Source organism: Alkalicoccobacillus gibsonii (assembly GCF_016798245.1).
Lineage (GTDB): Bacteria > Bacillota > Bacilli > Bacillales > Bacillaceae_D > Alkalicoccobacillus > Alkalicoccobacillus gibsonii.
In genome coordinates, this window is record NZ_JAEUZA010000003.1 from 171397 (window position 1) to 190064 (window position 18668).

21 protein-coding genes and 1 riboswitch are annotated in these 18668 nt (G+C 41.1%); of the genes, 14 read left to right on the forward strand and 7 right to left on the reverse strand.

Features of this window, described 5'->3' with window-relative positions:
• Nucleotides 1-5 precede the first annotated feature (5 nt).
• From JNO66_RS12480 to JNO66_RS12500, 5 genes are all read left to right on the forward strand, one after another.
• Complete coding sequence (locus JNO66_RS12480; protein WP_203088623.1) at nucleotides 6-506, forward strand: PadR family transcriptional regulator; 501 nt, start codon at nucleotides 6-8, stop codon at nucleotides 504-506.
• Nucleotides 507-521: 15 nt separating this feature from the next.
• The gene (locus tag JNO66_RS12485) at nucleotides 522-1160 is read left to right on the forward strand and encodes a hypothetical protein (protein ID WP_203088624.1); all 639 of its coding nucleotides are present in this window, start codon (nucleotides 522-524) and stop codon (nucleotides 1158-1160) included.
• Nucleotides 1161-1298: 138 nt separating this feature from the next.
• Nucleotides 1299-1667, forward strand: a complete 369-nt coding sequence (locus JNO66_RS12490) for an ArsR/SmtB family transcription factor (protein ID WP_203088625.1) — start codon at nucleotides 1299-1301, stop codon at nucleotides 1665-1667.
• 2 nt (nucleotides 1668-1669) lie between these two features.
• Complete coding sequence (locus JNO66_RS12495) at nucleotides 1670-3793, forward strand: heavy metal translocating P-type ATPase (RefSeq protein WP_203088626.1); 2124 nt, start codon at nucleotides 1670-1672, stop codon at nucleotides 3791-3793.
• A gap of 12 nt (nucleotides 3794-3805) precedes the next feature.
• A complete protein-coding gene (locus JNO66_RS12500) occupies nucleotides 3806-4234 on the forward strand; it encodes a hypothetical protein (protein ID WP_203088627.1) in 429 nt (142 codons plus the stop codon).
• 349 nt (nucleotides 4235-4583) lie between these two features.
• Here JNO66_RS12500 and JNO66_RS12505 read toward each other — a convergent pair whose 3' ends face one another.
• The 3 genes from JNO66_RS12505 to JNO66_RS12515 all read right to left on the reverse strand — a co-directional run bounded on the left by JNO66_RS12505 (nucleotide 4584) and on the right by JNO66_RS12515 (nucleotide 7876).
• The gene (locus JNO66_RS12505; RefSeq protein WP_203088628.1) at nucleotides 4584-5675 is read right to left on the reverse strand and encodes a 5-methyltetrahydropteroyltriglutamate--homocysteine S-methyltransferase; all 1092 of its coding nucleotides are present in this window, start codon (nucleotides 5673-5675) and stop codon (nucleotides 4584-4586) included.
• Between the two features lie 94 nt (nucleotides 5676-5769).
• Nucleotides 5770-5874: riboswitch (SAM riboswitch) on the reverse strand.
• Nucleotides 5875-5945: 71 nt separating this feature from the next.
• Nucleotides 5946-6653: a nucleotidyltransferase domain-containing protein gene (locus JNO66_RS12510; RefSeq protein ID WP_203088629.1), complete on the reverse strand. Its 708-nt coding sequence runs from the start codon at nucleotides 6651-6653 to the stop codon at nucleotides 5946-5948.
• Between the two features lie 62 nt (nucleotides 6654-6715).
• Nucleotides 6716-7876, reverse strand: a complete 1161-nt coding sequence (locus JNO66_RS12515; protein ID WP_203088630.1) for a Gfo/Idh/MocA family protein — start codon at nucleotides 7874-7876, stop codon at nucleotides 6716-6718.
• A 221-nt stretch (nucleotides 7877-8097) separates the two neighbouring features.
• Between JNO66_RS12515 and JNO66_RS12520 the strand changes: the two genes are divergently transcribed.
• From JNO66_RS12520 to JNO66_RS12560, 9 genes are all read left to right on the forward strand, one after another.
• Nucleotides 8098-8730 carry a class D sortase gene (locus tag JNO66_RS12520; RefSeq protein ID WP_373367175.1) on the forward strand — a complete coding sequence of 211 codons (633 nt, stop codon included), beginning with the start codon at nucleotides 8098-8100 and terminating at the stop codon, nucleotides 8728-8730.
• A 126-nt stretch (nucleotides 8731-8856) separates the two neighbouring features.
• Nucleotides 8857-10248: a DUF6612 family protein gene (locus tag JNO66_RS12525; RefSeq protein ID WP_203088631.1), complete on the forward strand. Its 1392-nt coding sequence runs from the start codon at nucleotides 8857-8859 to the stop codon at nucleotides 10246-10248.
• Nucleotides 10249-10343: 95 nt separating this feature from the next.
• Entirely contained in the window at nucleotides 10344-10574 is a 231-nt protein-coding gene (locus tag JNO66_RS12530) for a hypothetical protein (protein WP_203088632.1), read from the forward strand.
• A 214-nt stretch (nucleotides 10575-10788) separates the two neighbouring features.
• On the forward strand, nucleotides 10789-11118 hold the full coding sequence (locus JNO66_RS12535) for a PadR family transcriptional regulator (RefSeq protein ID WP_203088633.1): 330 nt from the start codon (nucleotides 10789-10791) through the stop codon (nucleotides 11116-11118).
• Complete coding sequence (locus JNO66_RS12540) at nucleotides 11067-11744, forward strand: permease prefix domain 1-containing protein (protein WP_210340869.1); 678 nt, start codon at nucleotides 11067-11069, stop codon at nucleotides 11742-11744. Before JNO66_RS12535 ends, JNO66_RS12540 begins: the two co-directional genes overlap by 52 nt.
• A 59-nt stretch (nucleotides 11745-11803) precedes the next feature.
• The gene (locus JNO66_RS12545) at nucleotides 11804-12379 is read left to right on the forward strand and encodes a hypothetical protein (protein WP_203088635.1); all 576 of its coding nucleotides are present in this window, start codon (nucleotides 11804-11806) and stop codon (nucleotides 12377-12379) included.
• A gap of 61 nt (nucleotides 12380-12440) precedes the next feature.
• Nucleotides 12441-13346, forward strand: a complete 906-nt coding sequence (locus JNO66_RS12550; protein ID WP_203088636.1) for a DoxX-like family protein — start codon at nucleotides 12441-12443, stop codon at nucleotides 13344-13346.
• Nucleotides 13347-13958, forward strand: a complete 612-nt coding sequence (locus JNO66_RS12555; RefSeq protein ID WP_203088637.1) for a DUF4166 domain-containing protein — start codon at nucleotides 13347-13349, stop codon at nucleotides 13956-13958.
• 119 nt (nucleotides 13959-14077) lie between these two features.
• The gene (locus JNO66_RS12560) at nucleotides 14078-14863 is read left to right on the forward strand and encodes a glucose 1-dehydrogenase (RefSeq protein WP_203088638.1); all 786 of its coding nucleotides are present in this window, start codon (nucleotides 14078-14080) and stop codon (nucleotides 14861-14863) included.
• Nucleotides 14864-14909: 46 nt separating this feature from the next.
• Here the strand turns inward: JNO66_RS12560 and JNO66_RS12565 are convergent, their stop codons facing one another.
• Genes JNO66_RS12565 through JNO66_RS12580 form a run of 4 tightly spaced genes read right to left on the reverse strand, consistent with a single transcriptional unit; the run spans nucleotide 14910 to nucleotide 18665 of the window.
• A complete protein-coding gene (locus JNO66_RS12565) occupies nucleotides 14910-15677 on the reverse strand; it encodes a class I SAM-dependent methyltransferase (RefSeq protein ID WP_203088639.1) in 768 nt (255 codons plus the stop codon).
• Between the two features lie 20 nt (nucleotides 15678-15697).
• Entirely contained in the window at nucleotides 15698-16507 is an 810-nt protein-coding gene (locus JNO66_RS12570) for a carbohydrate ABC transporter permease (protein WP_203088640.1), read from the reverse strand.
• Nucleotides 16508-16519: 12 nt separating this feature from the next.
• A complete protein-coding gene (locus JNO66_RS12575; RefSeq protein ID WP_203088641.1) occupies nucleotides 16520-17386 on the reverse strand; it encodes a carbohydrate ABC transporter permease in 867 nt (288 codons plus the stop codon).
• Nucleotides 17387-17408: 22 nt separating this feature from the next.
• Complete coding sequence (locus JNO66_RS12580) at nucleotides 17409-18665, reverse strand: ABC transporter substrate-binding protein (RefSeq protein ID WP_203088642.1); 1257 nt, start codon at nucleotides 18663-18665, stop codon at nucleotides 17409-17411.
• Between the last annotated feature and the right edge of the window lie 3 nt (nucleotides 18666-18668).

Consider the following 18668-nt stretch of genomic DNA (forward strand, 5'->3'; position numbering starts at 1 on the left):
CAAATATGTCAGTCAAATTTGGAATCCTAACGTTACTTAGTCTAAAAAGACATCATGGGTATGAGTTGAAAATAGAGCTGGATTCAATCCTCTGGTCAAAAGGAAAGATTAATCCTGGCCAGATTTATACAACATTGGATCGTTTAATGAGAGATGAGCTTGTATCTTCGCCTGAAATCGATGACCAAGACAGGAAGCTCTTCACGATCGAACCTAAAGGAGAGCAGGAGCTTACAAATTGGTTATTAGAACCAGTTGCTTATCCATCCACAAAGGATGATTTCTTTTTCAAATGGAGCTGTGCCAGAAAGGTTCAATTTCCCCATGAGAAACAAATGCTTACACAACAGAAAACGCTCATTGTGAAAGAAGTGATGGAGCTAACCAAACAAAAGACCGATCTCCTTTTTTCTGGGGAAGAGCGGAACTATTTGTTGGTGACAGGTGCGTTGCTTCATTTAGAGGCCGACCTTAATTGGTTAAATCAAGTAATGAATAAACTTTAGGGAGAGCACGAGACTATGGATCTTCTATTAGAATACAACTGGGAACTGTTTATTGCTGCTGAAGTGATGTCCGTACTTGCTCTGCTTCTGTTTGGGATATCGCGGTATTGGTTTATCCAGGGCAGAACAAGTTATTTATTTATAGGGTTATTTCTCCTTCTTCTAGTACTTGAAGCTCTGCTTGGTCTATACGTTTACCAACAGACAGGGGAGATCTCAACCTTTCTCATTATCATTACATTATTTGTTCTATATGCCTGTACCTTTGGGATCTTTGACTTTATCAGGTTGGATCGCTGGATGAGGAGTAAGATTGGAAAGCTTCGAGGAGTCGAGTTATTAACGGACAAAGATTACAGAATGATTGAACGTACAAAAGATCCTAAATATAAAGCAAAGAAGTATCGACTGTCATCTACTATCCACCTTATAGTCTTTTTTGCTGGACAGTATCTGCTATGGTCTTGGGGGACAAGTGATTTAGATGAAATGATCAGCTATGCTTCAGACTTATCATGGATCGAGGACGGGGATTTCAGAAATTCTCCGTATCAAAATGATGCGATGTTTGCCGTTGGAACAATCTGGGGGATTGTTTTTGTCGCTGACTTTTTGTATTCGTGGTCGTATACTCTCTTTCCAAGCAGCAAATAATTTGTAAGGAGCTCTCACAAAACAGTGAGGGCTATTTTTTTAGTGAACATTCAAACGATCATTTGTTTAATTGATTGACATTTACTGAAGATGAGAATAGTATAATAATCAAATAGACATTTGAATGAGGTGTGCGTAATGACATCCGTTAAAGAAAACCAAGATACTTGTGATGTTGTATGTTTTGAAGAGGAAAAGGTTCAACGAGTGACAGGCTTAGTTCAAAAAGTCGACTTTGTACCGGTAGCTGATGTATTCAAAGCACTATCGGATGTCACTCGATTAAAAATTGCTTTTGCGTTGCTTCAAGAAGAAGAGCTTTGTGTATGTGATGTGGCCAATATTATTGGAATGACCACGGCGTCCACTTCGCATCATCTAAGACACTTACGCAACTTGCGTATTGCAAAAAGTCGTAAGGAAGGAAAAATGGTCTATTACTCGTTGGATGATGAGCATGTTCGCCAGCTAGTGATGATGGCAGTTCAACATAGTCAGGAGGTGTAACGATGAGTGAGCATACAGAATCAAACGTGTACCGGGTTGAAGGGTTCTCGTGTGCAGGCTGTGCTGGGACCTTTGAGAAAAATGTGAAGAAGCTAGACGGTGTGACGGATGCGAAGGTTAATTTCGGTGCCTCGAAAATAACTGTTTACGGTTCGACTAATGTGACAGAGCTAGAACAAGCTGGGGCTTTTGAAAAGTTAAAAGTACGACCTGAGCATGAACGGACAGCTTCCGAGTCAACTGATGAACAAGAACCTTCTTCCTTCATCCAAAAGCATATGACTGTGATTGGTTCACTTTTGTTTCTTTTGTTTGGTTTTCTATCTTACGGAGTAAACGGAGAAAATAATCTTGTAACAGTTCTCGCCTTTGCCACATCCATGGTGATTGGAGGGTACTCGCTATTTAAGCAAGGTCTTCTAAACTTAACGCGCCTTCAGTTTGATATGCGAACATTAATGACTATCGCAGTCATTGGTGCGGCGATCATTGGGGAATGGACAGAAGGAGCTATCGTTGTGATCTTGTTTGCGATCAGCGAAGCACTTGAGCGATTCTCAATGGACCGCGCCAGACAATCCATTCGCTCACTAATGGATATTGCTCCAAAAGAAGCATTGATTAAACGGCATGGCCAAGAGATGACGGTTAACGTAGAAGACATACAGATTGGCGACGTCATGATTGTAAAGCCTGGACAAAAGCTTGCAATGGATGGAGTGGTCGTATCTGGTCACTCATCTGTTAACCAATCAGCCATTACAGGGGAATCCATTCCTGTTGAGAAGCGTATAGAGGATGAAGTGTTCGCAGGCACTTTAAACGAAGAAGGATTGCTCGAGGTTCGTGTAACGAAACAGGTTAAAGACACAACCCTCTCTAAAGTGATTCAGCTTGTGGAGGATGCACAGGCAGAGAGAGCACCTTCTCAAGCATTTGTCGATACGTTTGCTAAATACTACACACCGGCTATCATTGTGATTGCCTTCCTAGTGGCTGTCCTTCCACCACTTTTTATGGGTGGAGAATGGCAGACGTGGATCTATCAAGGTCTCGCCGTCCTAGTCGTTGGGTGCCCGTGTGCTCTTGTTATTTCTACACCTGTTGCGATCGTAACGGCGATTGGAAACGCAGCGAAACATGGCGTTTTGATTAAGGGTGGCGTGTACTTAGAGGAAATTGGTGCGCTTAAAGCGATTGCCTTTGATAAAACAGGTACATTAACAAAAGGTGTACCTGTTGTCACAGATTTTGTTGAAGTAAGTGATGTGAACCGAAGTGAGTTACTAGCAATTGTTGCGGCGCTTGAATCAAACTCACAGCACCCACTCGCATCGGCCATTGTGCGAAAAGCAGAGGAAGAGCAAGCTCTTGACCGGAGCCTTAAAGTGACTGATTTTACGTCAATTACGGGTAAAGGATTAAAAGGAATTGTTGGAGGAGTCACTTATTATGTGGGAAGTCCCGGTTTATTTGAGGACCGAGTCGCTGACCATATGGAGCGGATTCAACCCTTACAAGAGCAAGGGAAAACCGTTATGGTGGTGGGGACGGAAAAGTCGATCCTCGCACTCATTGCAGTGGCAGACGAAGTCCGAGAGTCTAGTCGTAATGTGATCTCAGCGCTTCATGAAAATGGAATCCGCAGAACGATCATGCTGACAGGAGATAATAAGGGAACCGCTCATGCCATTGCAAAGGATATCGGAATCACCAACGTACGTGCTGAACTGATGCCTGAGGATAAGCTCACCCAAGTGAAGCAGCTTCAAGCAGAATTTGGAAAAGTAGCGATGATCGGCGATGGAGTCAATGATGCCCCAGCCCTTGCTGCATCAACTGTTGGCATTGCGATGGGTGGAGCCGGAACTGATACAGCGCTTGAAACGGCAGACATTGCGCTGATGGGAGATGACTTAAAGAAATTACCTTACACGGTTAAGCTCAGTCGACGTGCGCTCGCTATCATCAAACAGAACATTACTTTTTCTCTCGGAATCAAGTTGCTCGCGCTCATGCTCGTTGTACCCGGCTGGCTCACCCTCTGGATTGCGATCCTTGCTGATGTCGGAGCGACACTTTTAGTGACAGCAAATGGGTTAAGGCTGTTGAGAGTGAAGGAATGAAGTGGGAGATTGATGGAAACGACAAAGAAGCAGCGCGGAATTGATGTAGAGTACTCGGAATCAACGAAGAGAAGCTGGAATCAACAAAGAGAGAGCGGAATCAATAAAGAGAGAGCGGAATCAACAAAGAGAAGCAGAAATCAACGAAGAGAAGTAGGAATCAACGAAGAGAGAGCGGAATCAACGAAGAGAGAGCAGAATCAACAAAGAGAGAGCAGAATCAACAAAGAGAAGCAGAAATCAACGAAGAGAGAGCGGAATCAACAAAGAGGTAGAGGAATCAACGAAGAGTCCGCAGAATCAACGAAGAGAAGCTGGAATCAACGAAGAGACCGCAGAATCAACAAAGAGACCACAGAATCAACAATAAAACGTCGGATCCAAAAGGATCCGACGTTTTTTCGATTGGAGGGACGCTTTACCAAGAACAACAGCCTCTAAACCAAGCTAAACAAACGTTTAATTAAGATCGCAGAACCGTTAGTAAATCATTTCCAGTATGTTAAATTCAATATATAAAATTTCCATAAAAAGGAGGAGTGCTACCTGTGAAGCTCCTCAAGAACCGTTATTTAAGAATGTTCCTAACACTATATCTCATTTATGGAACGTACAAATTGATCAGATCATGGTGGAGTGGGGACAGCTTAAACCTTAACCAAATACTCAGTGAGACACTCATTTATTCTCTTGTCCTTATTGGATTCAAATGGTTCTTCAATTGGGCCAAACCCCCTCCAAAAAAAGAAGACACCTAACTCTGCAAAAGTAGGTGTCTTCCAATGCATCCTTATCCTAAAAGTTCTTTAGAAAGGTCTACAACATATTTTAACTTTTTCCACTGCTCGTCTTCTGTCAAAATGTTTCCGTGGTGGGTGGAGGCAAAGCCGCATTGTGGGCTTAGGCAAATCTGGTCAGCAGATACAAATTGTGTAGCTTCTTCTAGACGTGCCTTGATCGTTTCTTTGTCTTCAAGCTGGCCATGCTTTGATGTGAATAAGCCAAGTACCACTTGTGGACCGCCGTTTGGAATGTGTTCTAATGGCTCAAAATCACCTGAGCGATCATCATCGTATTCTAAAAAGAAGCCGTCTACTTTTTCCTTTGCAAATAAGGTTGGAGCAATCTTCGCGTAGCTGCCTTCGAATGCCCAGTTTGAACGATAATTTCCGCGGCACAGATGTGTTGTGATCACTAAATCTTCTGGCTTATCTGCTAGGACGCTGTTAATGACATGTAATGCTAAATCAATTAGCTCCTGGCGATTTAGACCACTGTCATTAAACGGGATATGCTCTGAGTTTAAGCCGGCAATATACACATCATCTAGTTGAAGGTAACGGCAGCCTGCATCATAAAAAGCTTGAACCGCGTCACGGTATGTTTGAATGACATCATTTGTGAAGTCATCAAGGTTTGGATAGATCTCCACGTTACGGATGCCTGCATTAAATAGTTGATTGGGACTTGGAATTGTCTGCTTTGCTACGGCACGATCGCCAACAATCTCTTTAAACTCGATAAATTCTTTAACGTGAGGATGGTCTTGGTTAAACGAAATTTTTCCTGTTGAACGTACATCGTATGCTTCCGTTTCTTCTCCTTTAAACTTATACCCGTGCTCCGGAACATAGCCCTCTACACCTGTTAAGTGCTCTAGGAAATCGGTGTGCCAGAATCTGCGTCTGAACTCCCCATCTGTAACGGCTTCAAGACCCACTTCTATTTGTTTATCAACCACTCTTTTAATTTCAGTTGTCTCAATGTCATATAGCTCTTGTGCTGTGATAGTACCCTCTTTGAAATCTTTTCTCGCTTGATGAATGCTTTCTGGGCGTAATAAACTTCCTACGTGATCTGCTTTGAACGGTGCGTTTGTCATGAGTGTCTCTCTCCAATTCTCTCTATTTTTTCTACTAAAAAACCCCTCTTCGGCTATAAGAAGAGGGGTTCGAGTATCTATTAATCGACTGCTCTTCTTATCTTTGTAGTATCGCAACTACAGGAATTGGCACAGTTCTTGAATTAAGTCTGTTGCCGAGGTTTCAAAGGGCCATTCCCTCCACCTCTCTGGATAAGAAACAATTACATTATTCAGTTAATAGATTTACTATACGTTTTATACGTAGTGGTTGTCAATATGTTATTTATATTATGAATTTTTACCCATTGAGAAGCCATCAAATAGAAATCCCCCAAGAGGCTTATAGATTTCGGTGGTAAATTGAAGAAATGGTTCTTTGTTTTCGTCCCGATAAAAAGCTTCTAACGATTCAAAAAATGCATCTGCTAGCTTTTGGTCATAGGTATAAAAGGCTCTTGTTAGTCCTTTTCCTCTGCCTGACCATTGATTGTTTAGACGTAAGATAAAATCAGGTAACTCAAGTGATAGTTGATTCAAAGTGATAAGAGCCTCCTGTTTATGTTTCGCATCAGAAAAATCATCGACCAAGTCCCCTATAAAATATCTTGAGGCCTGAATGTACGCTGCGTTTAGAGGAATAGGTCCTTCTGAGACATGCTTTTTTGCTGCTTCTAAAATAGAAAAATATGATTCATGTTCTTTTAGTAACATACCTTCAAGTATCATGTTTCCTAAAATGGGACGCCCGATCTCTTTTTCTCGATTGAACTCTTCCATGTAGGTGTTTTGATTATGTATAAAGGCTTCAACACGCGTCCCCTCGTATATAAAGCTCTCTCTATAGGGAGGCAGCTGTTCGTCGAATAAGACAAGATCTAAATCTGATGTGGGGGTCTCCTCGCCTCTAGAAGCACTGCCGGCAAGTAAAGCGAATTGACAGGATGGAAAGACTTGATCGATAAATGATATGGCTATTTGTTGAGCATGACTGGGCATGATTCGTTCTCCTTTAAATGGAATTTATTCCATCATATCAAACCCAGCCACATGGGACCCACTTATTTTACGTCATACTCACTCCCAGTCGTTATGTCTTCTGTATCAAAGTGATCAACACTGTTTGTTTTCTCGTAGAAATAGGTTGTGTTTTCTAGGATGCTTTCTTTTGTATAAAAGGAGTCACTCGGCTGCAAGGGGAGTGTAACGGTCTTTTTCTCACTCGCAGATTTATAGATAGCTGTGATCAGTTCGAGTGTATTCCTTCCTTGATCACCATCAACTAAGACGGGTGTATTCTCTTTAATCGCGAGTAGAACTTGATGAATCTGTCCGCTGTGAGCGGTGTACTCTAGTTCTGGTAATTCATCATAAAAAGCCGTAATCTCTTGTTCTGTTTTTGAATCTTTGACTGGGAAACCATTTGAACTAGAAGAGGACGCATGGATACGCCAAGGGACGGAGATACGAGCTTTTTCTCCTTGGAACACAAGCTGTTGTTCCTCTCCATGATGGACAACTGAGCTTGTTACTTGAGCGATAGAGCCATCTTCATATTTAAGCAGGGCAACGGAGAGGTCCTCAATCTCAGCATTATCATGGGCAGTGTTGCTCATGATAGCAGTTACTTCTTTAGGCATTCCGTTCATCCATTGCAGAAGATCGATATGATGTACCGCGTGATTCAATGTACAGCCTCCGCCTTCGTTCGTCCACGTCCCTCGCCACCAAAGATCATAATAGCAGTGACCGCGCCACCAATAGGAATCTACTTGGCTATGAAGTACCTTTCCAATTTTCTTTTCCTCTAAAAGGTGTTTAACCTTCATCATGGGTGTAAGAAAACGATTTTGAGCAATAATGGAAACGATACGGTCATGTTTCCTCGCTGCACTTAAAATACGGTCGCATTCTTCTAGTGATGAAGCCATCGGTTTTTCAATCAACACATGCTTCCCAGATTCTAGTAGTCTTACAGCGAGAGGTGCATGAGTGGAGGGCGGAGTACAGATTGAAACAAGGTCAATATCAGGGTCGAGACAGATCGCTTCAACATCTTTTGCTACAGCATAAGTCAGACCATACATGTCTATTTTTTCTTGTGCTTTAGGTAGGTCTAAATCACTTAACACGGTGACTCTACAAAGGTCAGGAAACGCTTGATAGGCATTAATATGAGCAGGACTGATGGCACCCGTTCCAATAACAGCAACTTGAATCAAACAATCAACTCCTTTTAGTAAAGCGCTTACTTTATTCGAAGCGTAGGGGTTCCGCGAGCTAGAGTCAACATCATTTATCTAAGAAGACTATGTAGTGTCATTTGCCCCTTAAATTAAGCAATTAGAGATAAATGGAATTCATCCTTTAGAAAAATAGGAAAAGCCCCTATACTAAAGATAGGCACCTGAAAGAATGATCGATAAAGGTAGAGGTGAAGCGCTTGAGAGTCGTGTACAGTGCATTAATTATCATTGGTTTAACGATGACAGGATACTTTGGTTTTCAATGGATAAATGGAACGCAGGCAGCAGAATCAGTCAGTCAGGAAGAATTAAAGCAGATAGAAGATGCCAAGACGGTAACTGTAGAAAATGATGTAATAGAAACGGAAGAGGAGCCAACAACGGATCCTATTATGAGTGATGAAATCGAATTATTTGATGTTGGATCGGAAATGTCACGACTGATCATACCGAAGATTGAGAAATCATACAAAACGTATTGGGGCGCAGATGATGCGACCTTAAAACAAGGGGTCGGGATGTACGTCAGTCAATGGACGACAACACCAGATGAAAAACGTCATACCGTATTAAGTGGACATCGTGACACAGTATTTTCCGAATTAGGCACACTTGACGAGGGAGATGTATTGTACCTTGAATACGAAGAACAGCGGTATGAATATGAGATATCTAAGATATGGATTACAGATGCAGATGATCGGACCGTGATTGTTGATAAGGACGCGCCCACGCTGACACTGACGACGTGTTATCCATTCGAGTTTTTAGGTAGTGCCCCTGATCGTTATATCATTCAATCAAAACTAATTGGTCAAACAGCGTTGTAAGGCGAGATCTTTTAAAGATTTCGTCTTTTTTTTGTTTTTCCCCAATAAGCAGATTAGAAAAAGAAGGAAAGGGTATAAAACGTTGTAAATTAAGTAAAATTGACGAACGGTTTGGGAGGCAGCAGGATGAAGCGAATGATTGTAGGAGTAATGGTTTGTGCAAGCTTAATGGTTGCGTGTAGTCAGAATTCAATAGGAAATCAGGCAGAGGCAGAGGACCCAACAGGAAATGAAGAGGTGACAGCTGCATCTATTTTAGAGGATGCCAAACAGGCGCATGAGGATATTCAATCGTTAGAGGTATCTATGAAGGAACGAAATCAGTTTGATCAAACGGAGAATGCAACGTTATCGTATCAATTTGATGACGGGGTTGTTTATTATGAAAATGAACTAATTAATGAAAAGATTTATAAAGACTCAGACGAAACAATGATTTTAAATGAGTATATTCAATTAACCAATAAGGAGGAGCAGCTGAGAGAACGATATATTGACAAAAAGACAGAGGAGCATCAAAACCCATTAGCTTATTATCAACAGTTTGATGACGCATTCTTCGATCTTTTTGAACTTAGTGAGCGTGAAGACTTCTATGTACTGACTTACATTGGAGAAGAAGAAAGTCAAAAAGCGCTTGTTGAGGGATTTGCTGATTCCTTTATCGCGTATTCAGCTCAAATTACTGACACTGACTTGGAAGAAAGTACAGTAAACGAGCCAGAGATAAGCTCCTTTTCTCTTTCCTTTGATATTGATAAAGACACAAGCATGATCAAAGGGTATGAAATTCGCTCTTCCTTTACAATTGATGTGAATGGTTTTGAGAATGATTACGATTTTGATGGAACCTATTTATTGGCTAATGCAAATGAGGACGTAACGATTGATAAGCCTGACCAGGATGAAATGGCTGTTGGAAACCTCTCATTTGACGAACAGGAACAATTTGAACAGGAAGCCTTTGATTATGTTGATGCAGTCATTCAGGCTACTATTTATCAAAACGTCGACGAATATGTGGAGCGCGCACCAACTGGATCCGAAGAAGAGAAGCGTGAAGCAGGAGACGCAGAGCAGCAATCCTTCGTAGAATTGTATGCAATGGCGTTGGCTGTTGATATGGAAGAGTTCGGAGTAGAAGATGAGAAGCTGATGGAGCTTTCAGAAGCTATGCTCTCAGGTTATTCAAAATCTGAATATATGATTCTTGATTCAAAAGCTATAGCTGAAGATACGTTTCATGTAACCGTGAGCATTCAGGGTCTGAGTCAGATCGATCTAAGTCGCGAGCTTGACCTTGTGCTCACGGAAAAAATGATGAATGGCGAGATTACGGAAGACTCATCAGGTGATGAAGTAGCAGATGCATTTATCGACTCACTTGATACCATTTATGATCAGAACATCAGTCTTAACGAGCCAAGAGATGTCATCGTAGAAGTAAATCGTGCGGGCGGGGACTACATGATTCTTGATCACACTAGCTACATTGATGGATTTGTAAATGGATATTAAGTAACTGACAAAGGTGAGCTTACTCAAAGTGAGCTCATCTTTTTTTGAAACCTTTTTAAATTACTAGCGTAAATGATGGGTGAGGAGGGGTCGTTATGAAGAAATTGATTGTATTTGTACTGAGCTTTTGCACGTTATTTATCATTTTTCAAGTGGTGTCTGGATTGCTTGTGACATGGATGTACACTCCCCCACATACCTTTATGAGTGGAGCGTCTACAGTTGAATTTGGAATGGTTAGCGTCCCATTTTGGTTTTCGTTAGCAGCTGCAGTTGTGGCTTTCTTTATTTCAAATCGATTTCGTACTCGTAAAGCAGCTTACTAAGGAGAGGGGCTATGTCCATTATGCTTAACACGATGATTTTACTTGGGGGCGTACTTGCCTTAGTCTTTATTGTAGCTATTGTTGTAGGAATTGTGATTGCATCAAGAAAAAAATGAACATCTAGGCGTGAAGCCGGATGTTTTTTATTTTGCTTGCTTTGTGCTTTCCAATTGTTTACACTTATTATACCCATTAATTCTAGGTAGGTGATCTCATGTTTAATCGAGAATTATTAAAAGGAAGTACGTCTTTGCTTGTTCTTCAGCTTCTAGACAAAGAAGATATGTATGGATACCAGCTTGTAAAAGAAATGAAAAAACAAAGTGAAGAGACTCTTGAAGTGAAAGAAGGGACACTCTATCCGGCTTTGCATAAGCTTGAGGAAAAAGCATGTATTAAATCGTACTGGAAGGAGCAGGACAGGGGCCCGGCACGCAAATACTATGCGATAACAGATGAAGGTAGATCTGTTCTATCAGTAAAGACTAAGGAATGGAATTCATTTGTGAAAATGGTCAATCGATTTTTGGAGAAGCCATTATGAACATTCCATCCTATCTTAATGAATTACGCTTGGAGCTGACTGATCATCCAAATAAGGAAGAGATACTACATGAATACAAGGCAGCTATGGAAGCGAAGCAGCATGAACTGATGCTGGCAGGAATTCCCGAGCAATCTGCCGAGAAACAGGTCTTAGTAGAATTCGGTAACCCTAAAGAAGTGGCTCTGTCATATCATCAAAACTCCTCTAGTATAGACTTCTTAAAAGGTATGATTTCAATTAATTATTTCATCTTTGCAATAGGAGCCCTGCTCACATTTTTCTACACAACTGGATTCACGGCTGTAACTACTGGACTTTGGGAGCAGCTAATACAATGGAAATGGGCGATCTTACTAGCTTATTGCTGCTTACAAGTTTGGATGTATTTTAAACATGGGTATTCTTATGGTTTCAAAGGACGTGGGAAAAACCGTCAATACTTGTTTATTGCTTTACTTCCAAATTATCTTTTAATGTCAGCCGTTTTGTTTTCTGAAACCATTCATACTTGGTTTTCACCTTTATTAAATCCATCCTTTCTAGTTGCCTGTATCTTTGCAACCATCGCATTTTATCCTATGAATCAACTGGCTGTGCGCATTGGGGTCGTGCATTCTATATAGGCCCTTTTTTTATCATTATACCTAGTTTTACTAGGTGTTATAAGGGAGTGTTCAGTTATATGATTGGTTTTGCGGCTCTATTTCTATTAATCATTATGATTCCGCTTGTACTAGGAGTCGTCCTATGGAAACGTTCGAAAATGATCGCATTTTTATGTGCTTTACCAAGTATATTGGTTATCTTGGTCCCTGTCGGTTGGTACGTCTTTGCAACGAATGATTACTTTGTAAAAACAACCGATTTAGAAGGTGAAACCTTATCTGGGATACCGTTGTTTGAACCTTTTTCTGATGAGCTAGTAGAACAACAACTTGGAACATATCGACTTGGTGATCATGTAGACGAAGAGACGCTTTTTCTTGAATTTAATGAAGCTTGGATCACGACAGATGGAAAGCATGAGATAAGTGAATTACGCGTGTATAAAGTAGGTGAACAAACGAGCCGTGGTGTAGCAGTAGGGGATGATTTAGATAAGGCGAAAGAGCTCTACGGCAGTAATTATGCAAATGATTTTGAGCCTTGTATGGCTAGGTGGATTTTTTACGTAGATAGAGAACGAAATATGAGGCTGGAATTCGTGTATGATGGTGACGATCGAATTCAGCAGATCAAATTAGCTGCAATGAAATGACGTATCCTTTAATAACCAATGTAAATGACGTAAAATGAAACCAAAAAGGAGTTCACTCCAAATGAAGTCTAAACCGATCTATGTTGAACTGCCAATTAAGGCTCCTCTAGAACAAGTATGGCAGGTCACTCAAGAGCCGGAGCGTCATCAGCAATGGGATTTGCGGTTTTCTTCCATTACCTACTTGCCTAAAGAAGAGGGTGAACCACAGTCCTTTTTATATCAAACAAACATTGGACTTGGACTAAGAATAGCTGGTTGGGGAGAAAGCGTAGGAGATCATAAAAAGGATGGATCAAGAACGTCCTCCTTACGTTTTGGAACCGATCAAAAAATCTCCCTGATTCGCGAGGGAAGAGGCTACTGGAAGTATGAACAACTAGCGGACACCACTACATTTCTTACTCAATATGATTATGATGTGAGGTTTGGTTTTGTGGGTCGGTTGGTTGATCGTCTATGCTTCCGTCCGTTAATCGGTTGGGCTACAGCTTTGAGTTTTGATGTGTTAAAACGCTCTATTGAGAAGCAGGAATCTCCACATTGGCAGTTTATACGCTTCTTTTTAAGTATGAGTATGGTTCTACTATTCAGCTTCGTTTGGCTTTACCATGGGCTTATTCCTAAAGTACTTCTCAAGCATCCAGATGAAGTCATGATGATTGATAGAGCTTTAGGAATCAGTGGAGACTCAGCTAGTTTTGCTGTGAGTCTGGTTGGCTTTCTCGAAATTTTCGTAGCAGCAGTGTGGCTATTTTACAAAAATAAGAGGCACTTATTTTTTATTCAGATTCTAATCTTCCCTTTACTGATGGTATCAGCAATCATTGTTGCTCCTCAGTTCTTAGGTGATCCGTTTAATCCAGTTACATTTAACGGAGCTTTGCTCACTTTGTCAGTAGTCGGCTTTTATCTATCTAAAGATCTTCCCTCTGCTAGTTCGTGTAGACGCAGGAGGAACAAGTAAATGTCCATTTATCAGAAGCTTTTAGGGGATTCGTTTGAAAGGCTACATCCAAAATTACAGGAACGATATTCGTTTCAAAGGGATGGGAAGTTCAGAGGAAAAGGAACAATGACTGACATTCGTGGAGCAAGACGCTGGATGTATCCATTCCTTCTACTGTTAACGAGGTGGAAATTTATCTTTCCTGAGAGTGGAAAGCACATTCCTTTTGAAATCAAAAATGTCGCATACAAAAGACCTGATGGGATGGAAGAAGTAAAGTGGGAGCGTATGTTTTATTTTCCTCAGGTGACGAGGCGATTTCATGCATTCATGACCATTGATCCCGCGCGAAAGGTTGTGAAAGATTATCTGGGAGAGCCACACTTATTTTATTCAGATCTTTTATTCACAGTGACGTCAGAAGGAGGCCTAAGTATATCATCAGGGTCTCAAAAGTTGATCGTAGGAAAAATGGAAATCCCGATTCCATCTATGTTTAAAGGCAATGTTGAGGTTGCAGAAGGATTCGATGATCAATTGCAGGTCTTCACAATTGAAGTAAAGATAACCAACCGTTTGCTTGGAAATCTAATGACCTACAAAGGTTACTTTTCAGAAGTAGATGGATAAAAAGATTGAAAATCTGAATAATTAGTCCGATATAAATAAAACCTAAGCAGGATTCTTGATTTGAATTAGGTATAAAGTCATAATAGATATGAATAAAAACAGAAAGAAGATGAAGCGAAATGAGTAATCGTTATGATGGTAAAGTGGTTATTATCACAGGTGCAGGATCAGGTTTAGGTCTTTCTGCAGCATTGTTATTAGCTAAAGAAGGCGCAAAGCTTTCACTAGTTGATGTAAATCAGGACTCGCTTGAGGCAGCTAAACAGGAAATTCTTAAAGAGAATTCAGCTGCTGAAGTATTACTCATCACAGCTGATGTGGCGGATGAAGAAGCCGTTAAGAATTATGTAGATGGCACAGTGAAAACCTTCGGAAAAATCGATGCATTTTATAACAATGCGGGAATTGAAGGAAAACAAGCGCCAGTTGCAGAGTATGATAGTGAAGTATTTAATAAAGTAACAGATATCAATATAAATGGTGTTTTCTACGGTATGAAATATGTGTTGCCAGTTATGAAAGAACAAGGATATGGTTCGATCTTAAACGTTGCTTCTGTTGGAGGAATTCGTGCGGTACTTAATCAAGCAGCTTATGTTGCAAGTAAGCATGCCGTTGCAGGATTAACAAAAACAGCTGCGATCGACTATGGGCAGTATGGAATTAGTGTTAATGCGATCGCTCCAGGTGTTATTCTTACAGCGATGGTAGAAGGATCATTCAAACAAATCGGTGGAGACAATTGGGAGCAGGCGATGGCTGACTTCGTAAGTGTGAATCCGAAGAAACGATTTGGAAAACCAGAAGAAGTGGCACGTGTTGTTGCATTCTTGTTATCAGGAGAAGCAGAATTCGTGAATGGACAAGTCATTGCCATTGATGGCGGACAATCTTCTCAATATTAAGCCATATCATAAGAAAGCCACCTCATTTGAAGTGGCTTTCTTTTCTTTATTCCTTTATTCCAACAACTCGAATACGTTTGTAATCGGCAGTCCATTGCTCGTCTTTGTAAAGGGTAGGTCTAAGCGATTCTTCCGTTTTAGAGAGAACATCTTCTATCTTTTGTGCAGAGAGTCCAACGAAAAAGCTCCCGCCAAACATGTTGATCCAGTTTCTAAGTCCTTCTTCTCCAATTAAAGGAGTCGGTCGATCAAAATGCATGGCCAGTGTCACTCTAAAACCTACTCGCTCCATCAAGGTTGTGTATTCCGCTACACTTGGGTAATACCATGGAAAGCGTTCTTCAACATGAGATATGCCGACTGATTGAAGCTGTTTCATCAATTCATCAGTGATTTGACGAACATTACTCTTCCCTCCGAATTCCGCAACAAATCTCCCGCCTGGTTTAAGACTTTTAAATAGATTCTGCAGAGCCAACTCAGGTTGTTGCACCCAGTGAAGAGTAGCATTTGAGAACACTGCATCATAACGATGGTTGTGATCCAACTCAGTGACATCCTGTACATCAAAAGGAAGAGATGGGTACTTTGCACGTGCCTTTTCAATCATAGATGAAGACTTATCGACACCAACAACATCCGCACCCGATTGATGGATTTGATTTGATAAATCTCCAGTCCCGCAACCTAAATCCAAGATATCCTCATCTTTTTGGGGGCTAAGTAAAGTCACTAGATCTTCACCATAAGACGAAACAAATGAGTGACTGTGATCATATAATGAGGCATTCCAAGTCATCTGTTCTTTTGACATTATCAGACACCTCCAATTATTTATCCCTTTACACCACCAGCGGCCATTCCCTCGATAAAGTATCGTTGGAATAAAAAGTACATAATGACTATTGGTAATGATGATAGCACAACTCCTGAGAATAACAACGGATAATTCGTCGCATATTCACCTTGGAAATCAAGAAGGGCCAGCGGTAAGGTTTTGTATTCATTTCTGGTTATAAACAAAAGTGGGTAGAATAAATCATTCCAGCTCATAACCATGAGAAAGGTTCCCGTTGCAGCAAGTGAAGGCTTGGACAAAGGGAGTGCGACACGTACATACGTTAATAAGTGAGAAGCGCCATCAATCGCTGCTGCTTCGAATAGCTCTTTTTGAACTGTACGCATAAACCCAGTTAAGATCAATACGGCAATTGGCATGGTAGACGCAATATTCACCACAATCAAACCAAGCAGTGAATTGGTTAACCCTGTTTTGTACATCAGGTCGTATAACGGAATCATGTTTACCTGAGCGGGAACAAACATACCAAGTAAAAAGAAACTAAAGCCAATCCTTGACCACAGTGGTCTGAGTCGGACAAGGGCATAGGCAGTCAGGCTACCGAACAGAAGCGTAAGGGCAACAGAGAAGGACGTGACAATCACACTATTGGCAAAATAATAGTGGAGCCCATTCTCTTGAATAATCGTTATGTAATTTGTTAATGCCCAGCTTTCAGGTAAACCCAAAGGTGCATCGTACATGTCTGACATGGTCTTAAAGGTTGTGAGTAAAAGACCTGCTAACGGAATAAGGATAATCAGCACTGCAACGCTTAGAATCATTCCACGAATTCCTTTCATTCCAATGCCTCCTTATGAACGCTCTGTTCGTAGTAGTCTAAATTGCAAAAACGCGATAAGGGCACTGATTGCCATAAGAAGAACGGCTGCCGCAGAGGCATACCCAAACTCATAACTTCTAAAGGCCCTCGTGTAGATGAAGGTTGCTAGAATCTCGGTTGAATAGTTAGGACCCCCACGAGTCATGGCATAGATTAAATCAAATGCTTTGAATGTCTGGACGGTTGTAAAAGCAATGACAATCGTTGTGGCAGGTGCAAGCAATGGCCATGTGACAAAACGGAACGATTGCCAACGACTAGCTCCCTCAATTCGAGCCACCTCATATAGGTCCTTAGGAATGGCGTGTAGTCCCGCTACAAACAATACAATCATTTGCCCCGTGTGAAACCAGACCTGTGTAATGGAAATAGAGTAGATGGCAATATTCTGGTCACCTATCCAGTTTTGTTTGAACGAACCAAGACCAATCGAATCAAACAATTGATTGAGTAGTCCAAGAGATGGATCGTACATATAGGCCCAAATAAATGCAACAGACACACTGGATAAAATCGTTGGAAAGAAGAATAACGCGCGAAGCCCTACATTAACAGGACTATTCTTGATTAAAAATAAAGAAAGGATCAACGAAAATAACGTTTGAAAAATAACAACCACAAGCATGAACTTAATATTGTTCGTAATAGCTGTGTGAAAGATCGAATCTGAACCAATTAAACGAGTATAGTGATCAAACCCGACAAATGAATATTCGCTTGTTAAGCCATCCCAGTCTGTAAAGGAATAGAAAAACGTATTCAGCGTCGGCCAGAAGCTGAATACGCCATAGATAAGCAGACTAGGCAGCATAAAGAAGAGCAGCATCTTATTTCTCATAGTAACTCCTTATGCATCTGATTTAGTCAATGTGTTGATCAATGATTCCTTGTGCAGAAGCAGCCGCATCTTCTGGATCCGTGCCAGCAATCACATCCTGAATGGATGAAATTAAAGCCTGTTCCACATCGGCATTTGTAATGAGAAAGCGTGGTTGGAACCGAGTGTTTTTATCCATCCAATCAGCTGTATCTCGTAATTCATCTGTTTCATAGTCTAACTCTTTAACTGTTAAATGTTGACCAGTAGCATTTGCGTATTCACTTGCTGGTCCTTTTTCTGATAAGAACTCAATGAACGCTTTTGCTTCCTCTGGATGCTCAGATTGACTATTCACACCAAGCATAAAGGTTGTTGTATGAATGCCTTCATATGTCGCATCCGACTCGTCAACCGTAATAGGTGCGAGTAACTGAAGGTTCAAGTCTTCAGTTTGTTCGAGTAAACCAGCCATTGCATAGGAGCCAGTTGCAAGCATTGCTGCTTTTTCTTGAGCAACGAGAGAGATGGCAGCTGGATGCTGTGTGCCTAGAGAATCCTCTTGGAAATAGCCTAAATCCTCAAGTTCCTTAAACTGAGTGAGCGTTTTCACCCACCATTCATCCGTCGCTTTTACCTCTCCTGCTTGAAGCTTCTCAAAAATATCTTCATCTGGTGCGTTGTTCATTACCATACTGTTCATTAGCTGGCCAGGACCAATGTCTGCACCCGGAAACGCAATAGGGATGTATCCATTATCAAGAAGTGTTTGGCACACCTCTAAAAACGAATCCCAGTCCCGAGGAATGTCTAAACCTAGTTCTTCAAAGATATCAACGTTGTAAACGGGCTGATTAAAAACAAGCTGATAAGGAAGAGCATACTGAACGCCATCTTTTTGACCTGCTTCAATTAACGAGTCCTCGAAATGATCTAAAAATGGCTCATCGCTCAAGTCAGCAAATGCTCCAATCTTATTTAGTGCATCAAATTGAGCACCAGGGAAGGAAGTGAACACATCACCTGTGGATCCGTCTCGAACCAGTGTCTGTGCTTGAGATTGGTACTGATCAGATGGGTAAATGTTCATATCAACAGAAATACCTGGATTCGCGTCTTCAAACTCATTTATAAGAGAATCGAAGGCTTCTTTATCCTCGCCTCTCCAGTGGATAAAACTAATCGTCACATCTGAATCAGATGAATCGTTGGAGCCTGATGATAGATCAGAATTAGCAGGAGCACAGCTAGCTAATACTACTAAGGAAAGCAACCCTAAAATACGTGGTAGAGACTTCATTCT